Here is a 17,407-nt window from a genome sequence, read left to right as displayed (position 1 = left end):
CCAGCTTCCTGTTCTTTGATCATCGAAATGATCTGTTCGTCTGTGAATCGTGCCTTCATTTGTCCCTCCTTTTGTTGAGCGGACTCTACACAAATCTGGAGGAGTTTTAGGGGCGCAGGTCAGTTCTCATAAAGACAGGCTGAGATGGCGATCTTCGAATACATCAACGGGTTTTATAATCCACGTCGCCGACACTCAGCATTGGGCTGGAAAAGCCCCGTCGCTTTCGAACGGAAAGTGGCTTAAACGAGCACTTGGGGCCGCACTAAAACGGGACAGATCCACAGCTTAGAGACCGACAACGACAGCTATCGCTTCAAGGAAAGCTCAGAGGCCCCAACGAAAACAACAAAGGAGGCACCAACATTGACCAAACCCTAACTGCCAACAAACAATAAAGGCGGGTCAAATATCGGTAGCAATACTGGGACAGTCCTAAATGAACTTCAACAGTGGCAATCTCACTGCGGCGGTATTAGCCGTTAATTTGGAGTGCTCAGCGGTACGAAACCCAGCACAATCAACCCTGTCGCCGCGATTATCCCGAAAACCCAATATTGGTAGGTCGGGCCGCCAACCTTCCAAACCTGACGGTATTTATAGCCGGAAACACATGAGAAAAAGAAAATAACCGTTGCAAATAAGGGGCTTAGGGTGAGGTCGCTCATGTTCATTTAATCTGTATGTCTTTGTGCTGGGTTAAAATAGTCGCAAGGCCGCGCCATACCCTAGTAGGCTCACCATCTTTTTGCAAAGTGAGAACAGGCCCCACAGTATGTGCCTTAGCGGTAGGGCAGGCGGCGCGGAAAAAACGATAGGCACCCAGACTCAACGCATGCGAAACCCCCGCACAATTGCGGGGGGATTGGTTCACAATTCAGCGTATATCAGGCCTTCGTCGAGGGCGAAATATCCCGCGACTTCAGTGATGTGGTCAAGTTCGGTGTCTCGCGATTTTTCCTCTTCGACAAAGAGCGAAACACTATCTGCATCCCAACCATTCATTCGGAGTGTTGCAGGATCTCGGCCATTGAGGGTTTGCATGTCGGCCAGAACAACCGGCCCTGTGTCAAAATCTGTGTTGAACACAAAGGTATCTGGGGTTTCAGTCACCTGATCGCCAGTAACAAACGCATCAATTCCCTCTGATACGCCGGTTTCGACGGCAATCCACGTTACTGTCTCAGACACATGCGCGCCCCGCGCCTCTTCTTCTTGTAGGCGCACCTGAAACCCATCCGCGTCAACATTCGCGATGCGCGTCGTGACCGCGTCGGCCTCATTCACAGAAGACACCTCGGCAAACACGACGGCCTCTCCCAAGGCTTCGCCAAAATCCACCTGCGTCAGATCTATGCCAACGTTTTGCGACCCAGCAACAATGGTCTGCCCCCCCGCCAGCGTATGCGACCCTTCCGAAACGGCGAGCCATCCAATGTCTTCTGTGACGTGATAGCCATCCAGATACTGCCATTCGTCAATCTGGAACTGAAACCCGGTATCGGTGATATCGCGCACACGGGTGGTGCCCGGCTGGCCGCCATTGAACGTCATTGGCCCCATCACCACGATCGCGTTTTCAATCACGGCGTCGAAACTGACGCTGTGCCATTGCGACGCATTGTCTTGCTCAACGCTCACCACACCGCTTTGGCCGATGGGGGTTTGTACGTCGGGGTCCGTACCCTCGATGGTAATGGTAACGGCACCAACGTCCGTGCCGCCATTTCCGTCTGATACGGTATATTGGAAGGTCTCAACCGCCGTTTCACCCGCAGCAAGGGCCTCAAACGCGCCGTTTTGGATATAGGCGAGCATGCCGTCCGCTTTTAATGTGACCTGCGCACCTGATGCCAGGCTGACCGATCCATTCACCGCGATCGTTTCGTCGTTGATCGCGGTAATGTCCAAGCTATCCGCGTCTCCATCGGTGTCATTGGACAGAACATCCAGATCAAGCGCGGCTGCCTCTTCGACCACCGCAATGTCATCGTTGGCAACCGGAGCGGCATTGCCGAACAAATCACTTATGTAGGAAAAACTATAGGCGACATCCGAAAACTGAAAGCTCTCGATGGTGTCAAACACAACATCGATCCCTTCGCCAATGACCTCGATCGCGTTTTCTAGCAGCGAAAACGTGTAGCCCCCGAATGCCGAACCAAACAGGACCGTATCGAACCCGGCACCGCCGATGAACGTGTCGTTGCCGCCCAGCCCCAAGAACGTGTCATCGCCCGTGCCGCCATCCAACACGTTATCGGCCGCGTTGCCGATCAACTCATCATTGCCCGCACCGCTAACCGCGTTTTCGACGACCGTGCCCACCGCCAAGGTAAGGTTCCCTATCCGGCCACCGATGTTGGATGTGTTTTGGTAGGTTTGGTCCGCCGTTTGAATGGTCAGATCAATTTTCTGGTTGGCGTTATACCCGCTGACATCCAGCGTATCGATCCCGTCTGCGTCAACAATGGTTGATGCGGTGCGATCCGCATAGTCCGAAAACTGGTTCCATATCTTGCTTTGGTCGGCGGTGATTGTGGTGTTAAATCCGTAGGTTGTGTCATCAATAAAGGCGTTCGAAACACCGTATCCGAACTGCCCATAAATGCTGTCGAGCGCCAGCCAATCCACAGCCATCGGCGTTTGCAAAAACTCATAGCTTGCGGATATCGCCGAATTTTCACTCTGTGAGAAATACGACATCATCGAAGCTTGCCAGCTGTCCAATTCGAAATCGGCATCCGATGCATAATTTGCACTGCCGTTATACGCCCCCTGATGCCCCAAGCCCAATGCGTGCCCGATTTCGTGGAAAATTGTCTGGAGCGTGTAATCGTCGTAGTTTGACGTGCCGCCAGACCAGCTGGTGGCGAGATTGACGTAAGAATAATAAATCGATCCATCGCCATAGCGGGTAGATCCTGCATAGGCGCCGGCTGAATTGTCGGAAAAGAAGAAATCAACGATGTTGTCGTCGGTGCTGGTGGTCTCGACAAACTCGATGCCCAAAACGGCGCCGTACACATCAAAGGCGTCGCGGATCAGCTCTGCGCGTGCCGCAGACACACCGTCGATATCGCTGCCCCCGCCAAAGGGCAGCGCATCAAAACCGCTAACATTGTAATGCAACACACCGTTGTTCGGGTCAAAGCCGGTGGAGCCTAGGTTGTGCCGAAACCCCGTGGAGGAGTTCCAATACCCGGTTTCGAGGAAATCTGACATGTCTTGCAGGGATGCGGTTGCGGCCGCTGATGTGACAGTGCTGTCAGTCAGGTCTTGCGCGCGTTCCACGTCATCCTTGAATTTGTCAGTCGACATGCAGGCTGCACAGCCACAAGTAGACAGGTGCTCGCCGAACAAATCGACGCTGGGCTGGGTGTCATTGAGGGGGAGTTGCGGGGCTTGGATGTCGGTCCGGGTGGTCGCATCGATAGATTGGTCTGGCATTACCATTCCTTATAAGTGACACCACATCCCGACGACGACCATAGCGGGAAATTTTCGTTTCGGGAAGCCAAATAAGGCGATTATATTCTGGGTGTGAAACCAGCCATTTACCAAAATTGTTTGGGTGCGGCCGATGGAATCAAAGACGACATCCCGTAAATCATCCCGGCTTTTTGCCCCCGCCTGACGGCACAACGCGCGCCCTTGCTGCCGGGTTTGGCGGGCGCAAATACCTTTGTGTCTATGGTAGAAATATACGACATGGCCGCGCGGTTCGAGGTGGTTGAAACATTGACCTCTGTGAGAGATATAATTTAACGGCGCCGGCACAATTCGCCCCCTGACGGCGATTGCGCTTGACGCAATGTAACAAGACAAGTTACTTAATGAAACGTTACAACATAACAAGACGAGTTGGGTGAATTTTGGACGACCAATTGCCAGTATTGTCGATCTGCATGACCTGTCGCGATGGCCGCGAAGACCAAAAGGGCACCCGCGGCGGCACGCGTTTGGCCCACCGTGTGTCGGCGTGCATGGCAAATCAGGCGACACCCCAGATGCACATTCGCGGTGTGCAATGCATGAGCCAATGCAAACGGTCCTGCATCGTTTCGCTGAGCGCTCACGCACAATTTACATATATTTTCGGTGACCTAGATCCCGAAAATGGCGGCCATGTCGATGCGCTTTTTGACCTTGTTTCAAGCTACAGGCAGGCGGCCGAAGGCTTTTTGGAACGCAAAGATCGCCCCAAAGCCCTGCAGGCGAATATCCTTGGGCGTTTGCCACCGCTTGACAGCAGATCGCAGCTGATTTCCAGTATAGAAATGGTCGAGTCATGAAAGATTTTGCGGCGGATCTCGCGCCCGCGCACACCCCACACGGCGACACAACCGCTGCCCGCCTCGCGGTTCAGACGGCAAGTTGGCGCGCGCCCCGAGGTGGGAAAACAATCCTGCACCCGGTGAGCTTTGATCTCGCGCCGGGGCGTGTGTTGGGCGTTGTGGGGCCCAATGGCGCGGGCAAATCCACGCTTCTTAGGCTGCTTTATCGGTATCAACGCCCGGTCACAGGGGCCATCAAGATCGACGGTACAGATATCTGGTCGATGTCTGCCCGCGACGTTGCGCGCAAAGTCGCGGCAGTCCTTCAGGAACATCCAACCGATTTCGCCCTGACCGTGCGCGAAATCGTAAGTCTTGGGCGCACCCCACATCGCACGGGGTTTGCGGGGCTGTCGGGGGGGCGCGACGCGGCTATTGTTGCCGCCGCGCTGGACCGTCTGGACCTGAGCAGATTCGCAGATCGCCAGATGGGCACGCTTTCAGGCGGTGAACGCCAGCGGGTCATGGTGGCGCGCGCATTGTCCCAAGAACCGCGGCTGCTGATCCTTGATGAACCGACCAACCACCTCGATATCCGCCATCAGCTCGAAGTGCTGGCGTTGATCAAAGATCTGCCCCTGACGATCGTGACATCGCTGCACGATCTGAACATGGCCGCGCAGGTGTGCGATAGCGTCTTGTTGCTGCAGAATGGCCATCCATTGGGGTTTGGCCCGCCCGAAACTGTGTTTTCGGAACGGGCCGTTTCAGACGCCTTTGGGGTCACCGCCCAGCAAGAGCTGCTTGCGCCAAGCGATACAAAACACATGACATTCCACCTATAAAACAAAGGAAATTCGAGATGAGAAACGTCGCATTTGGCGCCGTCGCGCTTGGCCTGATCGCAGGGTCGGCGGGCGCTGAAACAACCGTGCAAAGCTGCAACCGCAGTGTGACCTTTGACGCGCCCCCCGAACGGGCGATTTCGAACGATGTGAACTTGACCGAAATGATGCTGGTCCTTGGACTTGCGGATCGCATGGTTGGCTATACCGGGATCTCGGGCTGGAAAACGCTGGATGAAGAGATGCGCGCAGGCATCGCAGAACTGCCTGAACTGTCGGCCAAATATCCCACCAAAGAGGTCCTTGTTGGGGCCGATGCCGATTTTCTGTTTGCCGGTTGGAATTACGGCATGAAGGTCGGTGGCGAAGTCACGCCAGAGACATTGGAGCCCTTTGGCATTCAGGTCTATGAACTGACTGAATCGTGCACCCACATCATGGACAAATCCAAAGCCAGCATCGAAGACATGTATGCCGATCTCATGAACCTAGGCGCGATTTTCGACGCCGAAGACAAAGCCGCAACGCTGATAGACGGCTACCGGGCAGATCTGGCCGCCTTCACCGACGACCTCGAAACCGGCGATCCGGTGCGGGTCTTTATCTACGATAGCGGCGAAGATGCCCCTTTCACGGCGGGGCTTTACGCGATGCCAACCGCGTTGATTGAGGCAGCAGGCGGCACGAACGTCATGAACGGGTTCGAGAAAAGCTGGGGTACTGTGACCTGGGAAGAGGTCGTAGACCAAAACCCGCAGGTCATTGTGATCATTAACTACGGTGACGTCACAGCAGCCCAAAAACGCGAATTTATAATGTCCAATCCCGCCTTTGCAGACATTGACGCGGTGAAAAACGACCGCTTTGTCACGCTTGAATATGTCGAAGCCACGCCGGGCCCGCGCAACATCCAAGCCATCAAGACCTTGGCCAATGGGTTTTGGGCGCAGTAACGCATGACTGACACCGCAACCCAGCCCCGCCGTTTTAGACTTGGGCGACGGTCTATCCTTGCCCTGTGCGGTGTGGCAGCGTTGTTTGTGTCGTTGTCAGTGGCCGTATCCGTGGGGGCCGTTGCGGTGCCGACGGGCACGGTTTGGGGCGTCTTGGCCAACAAAGTGCGGCCCGATGTCGTCGACCAAACCTGGAGCCAAGGCCGCGAGGCCATCGTTTGGAACATCAGATTTCCGCGCGCGCTTTTGGCGGTGATGGTGGGGGCAGGGCTTGCGGTGGTTGGCGCCAGCTTGCAGGCCGTCACCCGCAACCCACTGTCGGATCCGCATCTTTTGGGTATTTCATCGGGCGGTGCCTTTGGCGCGATCTTTGCGCTGTTGCATTCGGGGCTGTTTTTGGGGTTGTTGACGGTCCCTATTATGGCATTCGCGGGCGCATTACTGGCGACGCTTATTGTGCTTGGGGTGTCCCGGCTGACAGACGCATCCAGCGCGGACCGGTTGGTGTTGGCCGGCGTCGCGGTGTCCTTTATCATTATGGCCGCCGCCAACGGGTTGATTTTTCTCGGGGATCCGCGTGCGTCGCACACGGTGGTGTTTTGGATGCTCGGGGGGCTCGGCCTCGCGCAATGGGATCAGTTGGGCTATCCGCTGGTGATCCTTGTGGGGTGTGGTGCGTGGCTTATGTGTCAGACGCGGCAACTCAATGCGATGACGGTCGGAGACGAAACCGCGGCGACGTTGGGCATCCCGGTTGCACGCTTCCGGCTGGTGGTTTTTGTCATTGGCGCTCTGATCACCGGGGTCATGGTGGCCTTTTCGGGGATTATCGGGTTTGTCGGCCTGATGGTGCCACATATCGCGCGGATGCTTGTGGGCGGTGACTATGCGCGCGTGCTGCCTGCATCGGCGCTGATTGGTGCGATTTTCCTGTTGTGGGCTGACATCGCTGCGCGCACGATCATGGCGCCCGAAGACATGCCAATCGGGATCGTCACGGGCCTTGTCGGCGGCATGTTCTTTGTCTGGTTGCTGGGTCGCCGGTCCGTATGATGTGTTTAGCGGTCGTGCGTCAGGGTTTGGGCATAGGCGCGCGCCAAAGGCGATACCGCATCGTGGCCAAAGCGCGCCATTGGTAGGTTTTCGACAATCTGCGCGTCATCCAGAACAAGAATGCGATGCGCAAGATGCCGCAACGGCGCGAGATCATGACTGACGATCAACATCGACGTGCCATGGTCTGCATGCAGCTTTTGTAGCACGTTGATCGTGCTGATTTGGGTGGGCAAATCCAGCGACGACAATGGCTCATCCAGGATCAAAACTTGTGGTTGCGCGGCCAATGCGCGGGCCAGTGCGACGCGTTGGCATTGCCCACCAGACAGCGCATGCATGCGGCGATGCAACATGTCTTCGGGCAACGAAAACGCCGCCAACATGTCGCGCGCTTGTGCGGCGCGCTGCTGCCTTGGGCCGACGTTGAAACCGTTCAGCGTTTCCAGCACCGTGGTGTGCGCCGTCAGATACGGGCTGAGCGATTGCACCGGATCTTGCCACAAATATTGGAGATGTTGACGCGCCGCACCCTGACCGGGCGTAATCTGCGCGCCATTCAGGATCATTCGCCCATGGTCGATTGTCTCGAGCCCGGTCAGACACCGGGCGAGCGTTGATTTCCCGGCGCCCGATCGCCCGATCAGGCCGACGATCTCGCCTGCGTCAATTGACATCGACACATCGTTGAGCACGACCCGCCCTTGGAACCGCTTTGTCAGATTTTGCACGGTCAGCATGATGATTGCAACGCCGCCGCTGCTTGGGCCAATGCGCGGGCAGCAGGCGCGGCTGACAAGGCCAAATCTGCGATGTTGGCGTCTTCGACGATGCGCCCTTGGTCCATCACCAAACTACGCTGGGCAATGGCGGCAACGGCGCGCAAATCGTGGCTGATAAAAACCACCGAGGCCCCGGTTTCGTCGGCTGCGGTTTTCAGTGCTGCGAGGATATCTTGTTCTGTCAACACATCCAGCCCGGTGGTGGGTTCATCCGCGATCAAGATGCGTGGTCGCAACAAAAGGGCCATGGCGATCAGGACGCGCTGTTTCATGCCGCCCGATAATTGATAGGGAAAGAGATCGGGCACATCGCGCGCCAGCTTCACCGCATCTAGCGCGCGGGGCACGGCGGTTTTGGCCACGGCGCCTGCCGTGCGTGCGGCTTCGTTGAGCTGCACACCAACCCGGCGGGCAGGTGTGAGCGCGGTGCCGGGGCTTTGGAATATTTGAAAAACCACCCGCCCACGAGCCTTGCGCCATGTCTTTGCAGATGCGCCGATCATGGGTGCCCCGTTCATGTCGATGCCCCCGCCGGACACCACAAGTGGCGACCGCAGCAACCCGCATATCGCCGCAGCCGTCAGGGATTTGCCGCACCCGCTGGCGCCGACCAATCCGATACGTTCGCCCTGTGCCAGATCAAAGCTGATCTGGTCCAGCAATGGTGGGGCAGAGGGGGCCGCGACGCTCAGGTCACGTAGGCGAAGGGCGGCTACCATGTGTACGGCGCGCGGGTGTCGAGAAACGTGCGCAGACCTTCGCCGATCAGGTTCAACGCCAACACCGCCATAGTGACGGCCAAACCGGGCACCAACAACATATGTGGCGCTTGGGCAAAAAAGGGCCGTGCTTCGTTGAGCATCGCGCCCCATTCAGGGGTGGGCGGCTGCGCGCCAATGCCCAGAAAACTAAGCGCCGACAGGGCCAACAACACAGACGCGGTTTCAAGTGAGACAATAACCGCCAGCGGGGGCACGACCTGCGGCAAAATATGACGAAACACGATGCGCCACCGGGATGCGCCACACATATAGGCGGCGCGCACAAAGTCCCGTTGATTGGCGGACAGCACCAAGGTCCGCACCATACGCGCTGTGGAAGGCCACCACGCCGCCGCGATCCCGATGACGGACGCCTCAAGCGAGGCGCCCATGAACCCGATAACGGCCAATGCCAGAACCAGCGTCGGAAAAGCCATGATGATATCTGCCACCCGCATCATCACCAGGTCGACGGCCCCGCCTGCAATCGCGGCAGCGACCCCCCATGGCAGGGCAATGACCAAGATAGCGGCCATGGTGGCGCATGCAGCCCCCAGCGAAACAGGCACCGCGTGCATCAAGCGTGATAGGACATCGCGGCCTAGGTGGTCTGTGCCCAACGGGTGCGTCTGCGATGGGCCTGTCAGCCGGGCCAATAGGTCCATCTTTTCGGGGGCTGGTACGTCGAACAGATGCGGCCATAGCCCAAGCAGTGCAAACCCCGCCAGCAACAGCGCCCCCGCCGCAAGGCCGATGCGCCCAAAGGGCAGGGGCGGGAATAGGGTGTGGTCAGTCATCTGTGACCGCCCGGCGCAATTGTGGGTCGGTGAAAATCACGACGATATCGGCAAAGATACTGGTGGTGAAAAAGATCAACCCCATGAACACGAGGTAGGCTTGGATCACTGGAAAATCGCGCTGGCCGATGGCCTGCAAGATTAGCTGCCCAAGGCCGGGCCAGCCAAAGATGCTTTCGATGATCACAACACCTCCCAACAGCGCGCCGAATGTGTTGGCCCAAGCCGTCACAAGAGGCCCCACGACGCGCGGTGCAATGTGGCCTATCAAAATGCGCGCCGGGTGCAGGCCCTTGGCGATGGCAAGGCGGATGTGGTCTTCGGCCATGTCGGATTGGATCCGTTCAAATACGACCCGGCCCAGAGACGCCCCTGCGCCAAGGCTAAGGGTGAGCGCGGGCAAGATGAGGTCAGCCGTACTCCCATTCCCCACCAACCGGCCCCACCCCAACCCGAGGACAAAGACGTAGATAAACACGAGTGCCAGCCAGAAAGACGGGATAGACACCAACACGATTGTCAGCCCCCGGATGACGGCGGCCACCCAAGGGTGCGCGCTGAGCGCGAGGATGCCAAACGTCAAAGACACCGCGATCGCTCCGACAAGCGCAGTGGTGGCCAAGGTCAGCGTGGCAGGCAGGCGCAGCGTAATTTCGGCGGCCACAGTCCGGCCCGTTGCGATGGATGTCCCAAAATCAAGCCGGACCGCGCGGCCGAGCCAATCCAGATACCGCACCAAAAACGGCTGATCGAGACCAAATTCAGCGCGCAACGCATCGATATCTGCGGGCGTGGGCACGATGCCCAAGGCGCGCAGTTCCATCATCACCGGATCGCCCGGCGCAATCGCCACGATTGTGAAGGCCGCAAACGACATGCCCAACAACGTGGGCAGGGCGACGGCGATCCGCACAAGAATAAATCGAAACATCAGCGGTTCCTTGTGGGCAGAGCCCTAGGGGCGGGCTCTGCCGGTGCGGTTACTGGCTGACCCGCAGCACGTTCCCGTAATCGATCCAATCGGCGTATTCGGACATGGGCACATCCAGACCGGGGCGCGACAAGGCAAAGTTCGGCACCATTAGGATAGGGATCGCCACCAGATCGTCTTGTACGATGGCGCGGTGCGCGGCCCGGACCTTTGCGATCACGTCGTCGCGGGTTTGGGCCTTGCGGGCATCACCCAGCAACGCGTCCACATGTGGGCCGGGCGCCACAAAGGTATAGCCGCCCCATGGCGTGGTTGTCGTGAACAGGTTGTTGAGCAAATACGTAGGGTCGGTGTTATTGTTCGACGCGAATTCAAGATACAGATCCGCCGCGCCGGTATCCAGATAGGTCGACCCGTAGACGCCACTGTCGTCCACCTCGACGAGATCAATCTGCACCCCGACGGCGGCAAACATCTGCTCTAACATCTCGGGCATGGGTTTCACGGTCGACACATTGGGGTAGGCCGCCACAAGCCGCAGCGACAGTTTGCGCCCGTCCTTTTCACGGATACCGTCAGGGCCCAGGGTCCAACCGGCGGCATCCAGCAGCGCGCCCGCTTTGGCCGCGTCATAGCCAAACCCATCTGTATGGTCATCGCCCAGACTGAACATCCAACCGGGCAAAATACCCTTGGCGGGTTCACCGCGCCCTGCATAAAGCACGCTGGCAATGGTGTCGCGGTCGATGGCCCATGCCAGCGCCTCGCGGACCTGGCGGTCTTGCATGATGTCAAAGGGGGCCGCGCCGTGGATGTTGGTCAACAAGGCGACATACCGGATGGGGCGGCTTTGGTGCAGCACCACTGACCCGTCCTGCGGCATCGACAGCAGCATCTGTGGTGTCACCTCGCCAATCACGTCGATTTCGCTGTTTTGCAGGGCCAACAGACGCGCGTTGTCATCGGCGATAAACCGGAATGTCAGTTTGTCAATTTCGGGCGCGTCCCCCCAATAGGTTTCGTTGCGCACCACGGTGATCTGTTGATTGGGCAGGTAGCTGTCCAACACATATGGCCCCGTGCCGTTGGGCGTTTCGGCGCGGTTGTCCGACGGACCAAACAGTGACGTGCCGCGGTGGGTCATGTTTTCGATCACCAGCGCGGACCCCGTTTCGGATCGAAAGCTAATTTGGTAATCGCCCAGTTTTTCAAAGCTGATTTGGTCAATTTGCAAGAAATCCGACTTGCCCTGATCGTAGAGCTTTAGCGCGGCAATAGTGCTGTCGGCGTCCAATTTTGTACCGTCAGAAAACGTGACATCGTCGCGCAGGGTCACGGTGTATGTGCCGTCTGCGTAGGCCCAGTCTTGGAACAACAGCGGGCTGGGCAGGAAGTTTTCGTCGGGTTTTACGGCCGTTTCGACGATTTGCGCGGCGGGCCGGCGGGTGGTGAAGGTAAATTTCTGTTCGTCGATAGAATAGCGGTCTTGTTTTACGGCGACGGTCAGCGAGGTATCCGCGATTGCGGGCGCAAAGCCCAGTGGCAAGCAGACAGCGCAGGCGGCCAGAAGGCGCGCCGAAGAGAAGGTCGGGGTCATTGGTAGATCCTGTTGAGTGTACGTTTTGGTAAAAAGACGTCAGCTCAGCAAGGGGGGTGCGCGCGATGTATAGGGCGACCAGATAGGCGTGGTATGGGGGTGATCGTCGGGAATGATTTGCGATAGGGCCACCCATTGGACGGACGCCGCGCCGAACCCACCCAACGTGGTGGGTAGCATTGCATGCTGAACAGTAAATGCATCGCAGCTCAGGTCAATGTCGCGGTTATCGCTGTCGTCCAGGTCGACGGTAAGGGTCGTGGTCGTGGTGCCCGTGCACAGCGTATAGGTGAGCGTGTCGCCCTGCAGGGTCAACATCGCGCCGGGCGGACGTGTTATGACGCTGACCAAAACGGTCAGGGCTAACACTGCGCAAATAATGTACCGTAAGCGCGACAAATCCATATCCCAATAGCATCGACAAGCGGACACTAACGAAATCATACCAGTGCTGTACAGCGCATTGTGCGGCCTTTGCGGCATGGTGTGATTTTGGCCAGTGATGTGCCAAATCGTTTACACTCCTAAAGGTGTCGTCAGGAATATCCTGTGCGCTGTGCATTTTACGTAAGGCGTCCCGTTTAACCTCGTTAGATCGAAGAGAATATGACCCGCCCGATGCAAGCCTTTAAAACGTTGAATTCGACGGCAGCTGCTTTGGCAGGCATCGAAGGTGCGGGAGGATTGTGCCCCATTTGGAAAGCCGCAGGTCGTCATATTGAGCAAACTACGCCCCGACATCAAACCCGTCCGCACACTATTATTGCAGGGCGCGTATCTAACTACGAAAATCTGAACGAAGTAATTTAAATCTCACAAAATCATATCCCTATGGCCAATCCAAGGAAAACAATTTGGCAAGGCCCATAGAAGCATTCGAAAACACTTGCTTTTGCAGGCAGGATCTCCAATTATCCACATTATGGAATGTAATTCTATTATACAGAACTTCGGGACGGTCCGGTCATAAATCACATTTGGGGAGCAACGAAATGCTGGATTACGCATATGATCTGGGTACCTATAGCCGCAAAATCACGACGTCTTCGCCAGAAGCGCAGGTGTGGTTTGATCGTGGGCTGAATTGGATTTACGGGTATCACCACGAAGAGGCGGGGGTTTGCTTTACTCACGCGCTGAAGGCGGACCCGAAATGTGCTATGGCCTATTGGGGTTTGGCGTACATTGTCGGACCGAACTATAACAAACCGTGGGAGCTATTTGACGGCGACGAAGTGCAAAGCGTGCTGAACGCCACCGCCGACGCGTTGGCCAAGGCGGATGAGTTCGGCAAAGGTGCAACGGCCGTTGAACAGGCGCTGATCAAGGCGTTGCACATGCGGTATCAATCGACCAACCCGGTCCCTGATCTTTATGTCTGGAGCCACGCCTACGCTGACGCGATGATGGACGTGTACCGGCAATTCCCCGGTGATCAAGACGTCGCGACCCTGACGGTCGAAGCGCAGATGAATTTGACGCCTTGGCAGATGTGGGACCCGCGTAGTGGTGCCCCAAATCCCGTGGCACGTACACTGGACACACGCGCGATGCTCGAAAAAGGGATCGATGAGGTCCGCGCATCTGGTGCCCGTCCGCATCCGGGTCTGTGGCATCTGTATATCCACTTGATGGAAATGTCGCCAGAACCCGAGGCCGCGTTGCGCGTCGCTGACGAAATTCGCGGGTTGGTGCCCGATGCGGGGCATCTTGAACATATGGCCACGCATATCGACGTGCTGTGTGGCAATTACCAAGATGTTGTCGTGGGGAATTCCAGTGGTATCGCGGCAGATGAAAAGTACTGGGAAGCAGAAGGTGCGATGAACTTCTATTCTATGTACCGCACCCATAACTATCACTTTAAGCTGTATGGCGCGATGTTCCTTGGCCGATATGATCTGGCCATGGATGCGGTGCGTGGTCTGCAAAGAACCATCCCACATGAATTGATCGAGCCAATGGCGAACTTCCTTGAAGGCTATATGTCTGTGGAAACTCATGCGTTGATCCGGTTCGGTAAGTGGCAAGAGTTGATTGATCTGCCACTGCCTGAAAACCAGTCGCTCTATACGATGACGACCGCGCTGAATTACTACGGCAAAGGCATTGCGCATGCGGCACTTGGCGATCACGCGGCGGCGCTTGAGGCGCAAGAGAACTTTGAGAAAGCCGCAGCGACGGTGATAGACGAACGCATGATCCACGTTGTGACCTGTCAGGCGATCCTTGGTGTGGCGCGCGAAATGCTGGCGGGTGAGGTGAACTATCACAAAGGCAACTATGATGCTGCCTTTGCCCATCTGCGCAACGCAGTCGCGCTCGAAGATGCGCTGCCATACGACGAGCCGTGGGGCTGGATGATGCCAAGTCGTCACGCTTTGGGTGCGCTTTTGCTGGAGCAAGGGCACGTCGAAGAAGCGATGTCAGCCTACGAGGCCGATCTGGGTATGGATCACACAGTGCTGCGGTCAAACCGGCATCCGCACAACGTTTGGGCGCTGCTTGGTCTGTCAGAATGTTACACCCGTTTGGGGAAAGAAAAAGAGGCGCGGATGATCCAACCGCAGCTAGATTATGCGCTGTCTCGGTCTGACAACATTCACGCCTCTTGCTTTTGTAGCAAGAAGAAAGTCGCGTAATTAAGGGGTTGTACAGGTGTGCACCGACATCCAATGCCAGCGCGCACCTGTCGTAGTAAGATAATGATTGTTTCACTCGGCGCCCTCTATCCTTTGCCGCGATTGCGCATGGGGATTATCGGCCTGTCACTTGTTGCAAAAAATCTGCGCATCAATTTTCACGGTCGCGACAAGGAGCACGCGAGGGACTACGTCAGTGGTACTCATTGTGGTGCAAGCCCTCCCAACCAACAAGGCATATCCCCCTCTTGTGGAACGTCAGGCGAATTTGACCTTTACGTCAACAACTGGCCCAAAATTAAGGAAATCGGCAAAGCTGACCTTCGTGCAGATCGCGGCGAATAGCCGGAACGAGCCGATTGTGTTGAAAAACTCCGAAATTCAAATATCGAGATTTTCCGACAAAAGCCCATCATGCCAAGAAGTCAGATCAGATCGTTCGTGAGGCACAGAGAGCTGGCACATGGATGCCAGTTTGATCAGCGCGGATGTCCAGAAACAGAACTCCAGCAACCCTGATGACTGGGCAGCCCGTATGACCGACCCAGATGATGCACCACGTGCTGTACGGGAATATCTCGGCACCTTGGACGATGAGGCCTTTGGTGCGGCTACGACAACCAAGCCCAAGTTCACTGCTCATGCCGATCCAGCCAGCCAATGGACAGCCGCACGCAAAGGTCCCGCTTTCTTTGCCTACCCTCAATGCTAACCCGGGCGGTATCATTGGCGGAGCAATTCTGGGAGTTCCATTTGCTCTAGTGTGCCCGACGTGTAACATTTGAGGACCGGTTTTAGAGATATGTTTACGAATTTTCGATAGCCCATCGTTTATCAGGGTCTGAAACGGCCATGCGTTCGTGTTTTTTGTGTTTACGATTGTTTGGAGGTGTGAAATGAATTTTGTTCCCACGGTTTTTGGTTCCGGCCTTGCTGGGTACTCGCTCCTACAAACTACGCGTGCGGCACAGCAGGAGCTTTTTGAACAGAATACACTGTTGGTTCGCGAAACCACACAGTTCGCAGAGCGTATTGAAAGCGTTCAAACCTCGGACGAGTTGATCGAAGATCGAACGTTGCTCGGAGTTGCGCTCGGGGCTTTCGGTCTTGAGGAAGATCTGGACAACAGAGCATTCATCAAGCAAATCCTCGATTCTGATCTGGATGATAGCACCTCGCTGGCCAACCGTCTGGCCGATACGCGGTACCTCGCGTTTGCCCAAACATTCAATTTCGCGGGATCTACTGGTGCACAGCTCCCAGAGACGCGCACAGTCGACGATCTGACCCTTCAACTTGAATCCTTGCAGACCTCCGACGATCTTTTGTCTGACCCATCGTTGCTCCGGGCAACATTGGAAAAATTTGACCTCGGAGGAAATGAATCAAATACGTACTTCCTACAGCAGGTTTTGGAATCCGATTTGTCGGACGAAAATTCATTTGCGAACCGCATGTCTGACCCTCGTCTCACGGAATTGGCTGGAACCTTTAATTTTTTCGAGAAAGAGCAACAACGCAGTAAACTAGACGACATCGTTGATGTATTCTCAGGGAATTTCGATGATATTTCAAGCTCTGCAGAGCTGCTTGCAAATGATGCGTTTCTCTCTCAGGCCATGGATGTTTTCGAGATAGACGATGTTTACACTACGAGTTTTCTAACTGACGTATTGGACTCAGACCTTAACGATGAAAATTCCTTTGCAAATTCATTGGAGGATGAGAAATTTCTGCTACTTGCAGGTGCGTTTAACTTCAACACGCCCGCGTTGGATGAGGACGGAAATGCTGTTGTTGATGACGACGGAAATACGGTTTTTCAAACCGGGAAGCTAGAAGCATTCGTTGAGGCCGCGGCGTCCAACATCAGATCGTTGGCTACACCTGCGGATTTCATGGATGCGGAAGATTTACTGGATGCAACTATAGATCTTCTGAGCCTCGAAGATACTTTTGCTTCAAAAGAACGCATTGAGCGTGTTCTGAATTCGGATCCAGATAGCCCAAACTCGCTGGTAAACTCTCTCACTTCCGAACCGTACACAGCCTTATTTAACCTTTTTAAATTTGAAGAGCCAGTAACGACGAGAACCTATCCATCAGGTTTTGTGGAACAAGTCACACAAAACTATCTTGATCGCCAATTTGAGATCGAAATTGGTAACAGCGATACAAGTATGCGTGTGGCCCTTTCCCTTGAGCGTGAGTTAACTGATGTTGTCGAAAGTAGTTCGAGCAATGACGGACATTGGTTTTCAATTATGGCGTCGTCGTCGTTGAGGCTTGCATTTGAGGGAGCGTTTAGGCTTCCTGACAGCTTTGGTAGCATCGACATAGACCAACAGCTCGGAGTGATGAAAGATAGAGCAGAATCGTTTTTTGGAACCTCAGAAGTGGCCGACTTCTTGGATCCTGATACGTTAAACGATCTGAGGGACGCTTATCTGGTTTCTACTACCAGCTCGACGGGGGCAACCACCTCTGGTGCCAGCATCGCCTCCCTTATTCTCTCAAGTTTCTGAGTTGATACATCAAGATTTTTGTAGAGCTTTGAGGTACCCTTTGTTTCCTAGACTCCTGCTTCGCATTGGACCTATCGGGTTTTGATGCCGCTCTTTTGATAGTATTTTGGACCTGTCGCGCTTTTGTGCCGCCGTCTGGGATTGTAGAAGCCGTTGATGTATTCGAAGATGGCCATCTCAGCTTGCCGGCGTGTTTCCCATGACCGTCGCCAGATCAGTTCGGCCTTGATCGTTTTGAAGAACG

The 17,407-nt window shown here is 55.8% G+C and carries 16 protein-coding genes and 3 pseudogenes; 10 read left to right on the top strand and 9 right to left on the bottom strand.

Features of this window, described 5'->3' with window-relative positions; all coding sequences use genetic code 11:
- Positions 1-126 precede the first annotated feature (126 nt).
- A pseudogene (locus ABJH13_RS15470) lies at positions 127-246 on the top strand (IS3 family transposase); the annotation flags it as partial.
- Positions 247-270: 24 nt separating this feature from the next.
- Positions 271-381: pseudogene (locus tag ABJH13_RS15465) on the top strand (ATP-binding protein); the annotation flags it as partial.
- Between the two features lie 101 nt (positions 382-482).
- Here ABJH13_RS15465 and ABJH13_RS15460 read toward each other — a convergent pair.
- Together ABJH13_RS15460 and ABJH13_RS15455 are read right to left on the bottom strand one after the other, a co-directional pair.
- A complete protein-coding gene (locus tag ABJH13_RS15460) occupies positions 483-668 on the bottom strand; it encodes a hypothetical protein (protein WP_348407118.1) in 186 nt (61 codons plus the stop codon).
- Between the two features lie 202 nt (positions 669-870).
- Positions 871-3,450, bottom strand: coding sequence for a M10 family metallopeptidase C-terminal domain-containing protein (locus ABJH13_RS15455; protein WP_348407117.1), 2,580 nt, complete (start codon positions 3,448-3,450; stop codon positions 871-873).
- A gap of 425 nt (positions 3,451-3,875) precedes the next feature.
- Here ABJH13_RS15455 and ABJH13_RS15450 point away from each other — a divergent pair, with 425 nt between their 5' ends.
- From ABJH13_RS15450 to ABJH13_RS15435, 4 genes are read left to right on the top strand one after another with little or no spacing between them, the layout of a single operon-like run.
- Entirely contained in the window at positions 3,876-4,295 is a 420-nt protein-coding gene (locus ABJH13_RS15450; protein WP_348407116.1) for a DUF1636 domain-containing protein, read from the top strand.
- The gene (locus tag ABJH13_RS15445; RefSeq protein ID WP_348407115.1) at positions 4,292-5,122 is read left to right on the top strand and encodes an ABC transporter ATP-binding protein; all 831 of its coding nucleotides are present in this window, start codon (positions 4,292-4,294) and stop codon (positions 5,120-5,122) included. Before ABJH13_RS15450 ends, ABJH13_RS15445 begins: the two co-directional genes overlap by 4 nt.
- 17 nt (positions 5,123-5,139) lie before the next feature.
- Complete coding sequence (locus tag ABJH13_RS15440; RefSeq protein WP_348407114.1) at positions 5,140-6,075, top strand: ABC transporter substrate-binding protein; 936 nt, start codon at positions 5,140-5,142, stop codon at positions 6,073-6,075.
- 3 nt (positions 6,076-6,078) lie between these two features.
- The gene (locus tag ABJH13_RS15435) at positions 6,079-7,128 is read left to right on the top strand and encodes an iron ABC transporter permease (RefSeq protein ID WP_348407113.1); all 1,050 of its coding nucleotides are present in this window, start codon (positions 6,079-6,081) and stop codon (positions 7,126-7,128) included.
- A 5-nt stretch (positions 7,129-7,133) separates the two neighbouring features.
- Here the strand turns inward: ABJH13_RS15435 and ABJH13_RS15430 are convergent, their stop codons facing one another.
- The 6 genes from ABJH13_RS15430 to ABJH13_RS15405 are packed head-to-tail and all read right to left on the bottom strand — an operon-like array spanning position 7,134 to position 12,395.
- On the bottom strand, positions 7,134-7,868 hold the full coding sequence (locus ABJH13_RS15430) for an ATP-binding cassette domain-containing protein (protein WP_348407112.1): 735 nt from the start codon (positions 7,866-7,868) through the stop codon (positions 7,134-7,136).
- Positions 7,862-8,629, bottom strand: coding sequence for an ABC transporter ATP-binding protein (locus ABJH13_RS15425; protein WP_348407111.1), 768 nt, complete (start codon positions 8,627-8,629; stop codon positions 7,862-7,864). The genes ABJH13_RS15430 and ABJH13_RS15425 overlap by 7 nt, the downstream gene beginning before the upstream one ends.
- Entirely contained in the window at positions 8,623-9,468 is an 846-nt protein-coding gene (locus ABJH13_RS15420) for an ABC transporter permease subunit (RefSeq protein ID WP_348407110.1), read from the bottom strand. The genes ABJH13_RS15425 and ABJH13_RS15420 overlap by 7 nt, the downstream gene beginning before the upstream one ends.
- A complete protein-coding gene (locus tag ABJH13_RS15415) occupies positions 9,461-10,399 on the bottom strand; it encodes an ABC transporter permease (protein WP_348407109.1) in 939 nt (312 codons plus the stop codon). Before ABJH13_RS15415 ends, ABJH13_RS15420 begins: the two co-directional genes overlap by 8 nt.
- A 49-nt stretch (positions 10,400-10,448) precedes the next feature.
- Positions 10,449-11,996, bottom strand: a complete 1,548-nt coding sequence (locus ABJH13_RS15410; RefSeq protein WP_348407108.1) for an ABC transporter substrate-binding protein — start codon at positions 11,994-11,996, stop codon at positions 10,449-10,451.
- Positions 11,997-12,035: 39 nt separating this feature from the next.
- A complete protein-coding gene (locus ABJH13_RS15405) occupies positions 12,036-12,395 on the bottom strand; it encodes a hypothetical protein (RefSeq protein WP_348407107.1) in 360 nt (119 codons plus the stop codon).
- 593 nt (positions 12,396-12,988) lie between these two features.
- On the opposite strand from ABJH13_RS15405, the gene ABJH13_RS15400 reads away from it, so the two are divergent.
- The 4 genes and pseudogenes from ABJH13_RS15400 (at position 12,989) to ABJH13_RS15385 (ending at position 17,163) form a co-directional block, all read left to right on the top strand.
- A complete protein-coding gene (locus ABJH13_RS15400; RefSeq protein WP_348407106.1) occupies positions 12,989-14,638 on the top strand; it encodes a hypothetical protein in 1,650 nt (549 codons plus the stop codon).
- 63 nt (positions 14,639-14,701) lie between these two features.
- Positions 14,702-14,983 carry a hypothetical protein gene (locus ABJH13_RS15395; protein ID WP_348407105.1) on the top strand — a complete coding sequence of 94 codons (282 nt, stop codon included), beginning with the start codon at positions 14,702-14,704 and terminating at the stop codon, positions 14,981-14,983.
- 118 nt (positions 14,984-15,101) lie between these two features.
- A pseudogene (locus ABJH13_RS15390) lies at positions 15,102-15,338 on the top strand (IS5/IS1182 family transposase); the annotation flags it as partial.
- Between the two features lie 196 nt (positions 15,339-15,534).
- Positions 15,535-17,163 (top strand): DUF1217 domain-containing protein, encoded by a 1,629-nt coding sequence (locus tag ABJH13_RS15385; RefSeq protein WP_348407104.1) that lies wholly within the window; start codon positions 15,535-15,537, stop codon positions 17,161-17,163.
- Positions 17,164-17,234: 71 nt separating this feature from the next.
- On the opposite strand, the gene ABJH13_RS15380 is transcribed toward ABJH13_RS15385, so the two are convergent.
- Positions 17,235-17,407: IS3 family transposase (locus ABJH13_RS15380; RefSeq protein WP_348407119.1), on the bottom strand; the 173-nt coding region annotated here is incomplete at its 5' end.

Origin of the sequence: Roseobacter sp. (genome assembly GCF_039970775.1) — a bacterium.
GTDB lineage: Bacteria > Pseudomonadota > Alphaproteobacteria > Rhodobacterales > Rhodobacteraceae > Roseobacter.
The sequence above is the reverse complement of the archived record's forward strand: the minus strand, read 5'-3'. Positions and strand labels throughout refer to the sequence as shown.